This is a genomic window from uncultured Idiomarina sp. (assembly GCF_964010655.1).
GTDB classification, from domain to species: domain Bacteria; phylum Pseudomonadota; class Gammaproteobacteria; order Enterobacterales; family Alteromonadaceae; genus Idiomarina; species Idiomarina baltica.
Map to the genome: position 1 here is coordinate 1 of NZ_CAXGLS010000077.1, position 4,426 is coordinate 4,426.

Consider the following 4,426-nt stretch of genomic DNA (forward strand, 5'->3'; position numbering starts at 1 on the left):
AGCCCAATCCATTTGATACAACGCAATACTCTCTTTCAAATTGCTACGTTCATGCCCAAATGTTCCGGCCATACCACAACAGCCCGCTTGGACAATATCGAGCTGCAAGCCAACACTGGTAAATAGCGCCTGCCAGTGCTTTGCTGACTCGGGAATGAAGCTCTGCTCGGTGCAGTGTAACAGCAAACCGTAACGGCGATGACTGCTCTCGAGATCGAGTTGCTCTGCCTTGCCCTGTAACCACTCGATGACTGTTTGCACGTTCAATGCTGCAGCTTTATCACCTAACACGTGGTGATACTCGTCGCGGAATACCAATGCGGTGGACGAGTCAACACCCACGCGTTCAATTTCGGTATCGAACAAGGGCGCTAGGTACTCATAAACACGTTCAGCCGTTTGCTTAAACTCCGATAAGAAGCCTTTCACATGTTGAGCTTTACCTTGTCCTACAAACGGTATCAATACAGGTTGATAACCTAAACGAGCGGCGAGTTGCGCGAAAGAATGCACGATCTCAGCTTCGTAAAAGCTGGTGAAAGGATCTTGTACGATAGCCACTAGCTGTCGTTGCTGTTCTACTGGTAACTGGGCGAGCTCACTCGGCTCCGCGACTCTAAACTCTGACTGTTGCCACCGTTTAACCAAGTTAGGCACTGAAAATGCGGGTGTATCGACATAACCCACAACTTGTTTCAAGAAAAAGTTGCTCAGTGGGTTTTTGATAATGGCATTACTGAACTTAGGAAACTTTGCACCCACCTTAGCCGTGCTTTCAACGCTTCGCACAAGATGATCTTTAATGGGGCGCGGATACCGAGAGTAGTAATGCTGTAAAAACTCAGCCTTAAACGTCGGCACGTCGACACTCACTGGACATTGATTAGTACAGGCTTTGCACGCCAAGCACTTATCCATTGACGCCTTCACTTCGTGGCTGTAGTCGTCTTTCGAATCATTGCGGTTACGCCACTTTTCAAACCAAGATACTTCGTCATCAGGTTGCTTATCCGCGCGGTAATTCTGTTCCGCAGTTAAGCGCAACCATTCACGCATCAATGACGCGCGTCCTTTGGGCGACATACGACGGTCACGTGTCACTTTATACGAAGGACACATTGCTGCTCTGGTATCGTAGTTGAAACACAGTCCGTTGCCATTACAACTCATGGCATTGGCGTAGTAGTCACGTGTCTCAATCGGAATTTGACGGTCAAAATAACCGCGCTTTTGCGCATCAACAGAAACTAACTGCGCTTCGCTGTTTAACGGCGTAGCGATTTTACCGGGATTAAACTGGTTAAACGGGTCAGCGGCTGCTTTTACTTTTTGTAGTTCGTGATAAAGCGCCTCGCCAAAGAATTTCGGCGCATATTCTGAGCGATAGCCTTTACCATGCTCGCCCCACATCAAGCCACCGTATTTGGCTGTCAATGCAGCTACTTTATCACTGATTTCGCGCAATAGAACTTCATCATCTGGATTGGTTAAATCCAGCGCGGGGCGCACGTGCAACACCCCTGCATCCGCGTGACCAAACATGCCGTAATGGAGGTTGGCATCGTCTAAGATGTCGCGAAACTCCATTATAAAAGCCGCCAACTGCTCGGGAGGAACCGCGGTGTCTTCTGCGAAAGCAACGGGTTTACGCGCACCTTTAGTGGCACCTAACAGCCCGACCGCTTTTTTTCGCATGGCATAAATGGTTTGGATACTTTCTAGGTCATCGCATATTTGATACCCGATCACCCCTTTATTATCTTTAGCTTTAATGAGCTTATCCAAGCGTTTACAAAGCGCATCAATTTTCCGCTGATTTTCCGCTTGGTCCGTCGCGGCAAACTCGACCATATTAATGCCATTCATGACCTGTCCCTCGACCTCTTCTAGCAACGGCGAAACGCTATGCCAGATGATGTCTTCACGCGCCAAGTTCAGCACGTTGGAATCAATGGTCTCTACTGATGTTGCTTCAGCTTCAACTAAGAACGGTGAGTTATTCAGTGCCGCTTGGAAATCTGAATACTTTACGTTGATTAAGGTACGGTATTTGGGGATCGGTGTGATGTTGAGTTTTGCTTCTGTGACAAAGCCTAACGTGCCTTCTGAACCCGCGATCAGGCGGGATAAATCGAGCGTATGATGCTCTGCATCGAAGGTGTGTTTTAAGTCATACCCGGTTAAAAAGCGATTTAATGGTGGAAATTTGGCGTCTATCGCCTCGCGCATACCCACACAGGTATTGAGTGCTTGTTTATATAACCGCCCCACCCGCGAATCGACTTCGCTGTAAGTTTGTGCCTGCTGTAAGTCGACCGGTTCACTGGCTAACAGCTCACCACCTTGCAACACCGTGCGTAACGACAAAATATGATCACTGGTTTTACCGTATACCAACGAGCCTTGACCCGATGCATCCGTATTAATCATGCCGCCGAGCGTGGCACGATTGCTGGTTGATAAGTCCGGTGCAAAGAAATAGCCATGTGGACGCAACGCGTCGTTAAGCTGGTCCTTTACCACGCCGGTTTGTACACGCACCCAACCTTCATCCGCATTGACTTCCAACACGCGATTCATATGGCGACTTAAGTCCACCACAATACCCGGCGTCAACGACTGTCCGTTAGTGCCCGTACCACCGCCTCGAGGGGAAAATGTCACTGAATGAAACTCATCTTGAGCTGCGAGTTTCAGTATCGTTTGAATGTCGGCTTCGTTGACAGGATAAAGGACGGCCTGCGGCAACTGTTGATAAACACTGTTATCCGTCGCCGCGATAAGCCGTCCTGAAAACGTGACATCAATCTCCCCACTAAAATCTGACTGTTCAAGCTCACCAATATATGCCTGATACAACGACGGCAGTGCGCGCTTGGCGTCTAACTTAGGGAGTTGTGTCATAACGTTTTATAGTCCTCTTACAGTTGTTCTGATAAGTACATCCAAGTTTCAATAACAGTGTCAGGGTTAAGCGAAACCGAATCAATTCCCTGCTCGACTAACCATTGAGCAAAGTCAGGATGATCTGACGGACCTTGACCACATATACCGACGTACTTACCACGTGCTTTAGCCGCTTTAATGGCCATTTCAAGCAATGCTTTAACAGCGTCGTTGCGCTCATCAAATAAGTGTGCAATTAAACCTGAGTCCCGGTCGAGTCCCAACGTTAGCTGGGTTAAATCATTCGAACCAATTGAGAAGCCATCGAACATATCAAGGAATTTATCGGCCAATAGTGCGTTTGATGGTAGTTCACACATCATGATCACACGCAAGCCGTTCTCACCTTGTTTCAGTCCCTGCTCTTCAAGCAAATCGATAACTTGGCGACCTTCCTCTAACGTACGTACGAAAGGAATCATGATTTCGATGTTGCTTAGACCCATTTCATTGCGTACACGCTTAATCGCTTCGCATTCGAGTGCAAAGCAATCGCGGAATTCCTCTGAGATATAGCGTGATGCGCCACGGAAACCGAGCATCGGGTTTTCTTCATCCGGCTCGTATTGACTACCGCCCACTAAGTTTGCGTATTCATTCGACTTGAAGTCTGACATACGAACAATAACGCGCTCCGGTGCAAACGCCGCGGCTAAGGTTGAGATCCCTTCAGCAAGACGCGCTACATAATATTCACGAGGTGATTCATAACCGGCGATCATGGTGCTGATCGTTGCTTTCAACGCATCTGGTTGATCGTCAAAGTTAAGTAATGCTTTGGGATGCACTCCGATCATGCGATTAATAATAAACTCAAGGCGTGCAAGACCTACACCCGCATGCGGTAAACCAGCAAAGTCAAAAGCACGGTCCGGGTTACCGACATTCATCATAATCTTTAATGGTAAATCTGGCATTGCATCAACGCGCGACTCAGTGACTTCAAAGTCAAGCTCGCCTTCGTAGATGTACCCGGTATCACCCTCTGCACATGACACGGTAACCGCTTGGCCATTGCTAATCAGCTGAGTTGCATTACCACAGCCTACAACCGCTGGAATGCCTAACTCGCGAGCGATGATAGCCGCGTGGCATGTACGACCACCGCGGTTGGTCACGATAGCCGCCGCGCGCTTCATAATAGGCTCCCAATCCGGGTCGGTCATATCAGTAACCAGCACATCACCAGGTTGGACTTTGTCCATTTCTTCGATGCTATCCAATACGCGTGCCACACCTTTACCGATGCGCTGACCAATCGCACGACCTTCACAGACCACCGCACTGGTGTCTTGTAGTGCAAAGCGTTCGATCGCTTGCCCTTTTTGGTTGGACTGCACCGTCTCCGGACGTGCTTGTACGATATATAACTTGCCATCGATACCGTCTTTAGCCCACTCGATGTCCATCGGACGACCGTAGTGTTTCTCGATGATTAATGCTTGGCGAGCCAATTCTTCTGCTTCTGCATCGGTAATCG

The 4,426-nt window shown here is 48.6% G+C and carries 2 protein-coding genes; both read right to left on the minus strand.

What is annotated here, in order from left to right; all coding sequences use genetic code 11:
• The coding region (locus ABNS04_RS12075) for an FAD-binding and (Fe-S)-binding domain-containing protein (RefSeq protein ID WP_348671565.1) at positions 1–2,904 on the minus strand (2,904 nt) is incomplete at its 3' end.
• A gap of 17 nt (positions 2,905–2,921) precedes the next feature.
• Positions 2,922–4,426, minus strand: a 1,505-nt coding sequence (gene ppsA, locus ABNS04_RS12080) for a phosphoenolpyruvate synthase (protein ID WP_348671567.1), incomplete at its 5' end; no start/stop codon positions are given.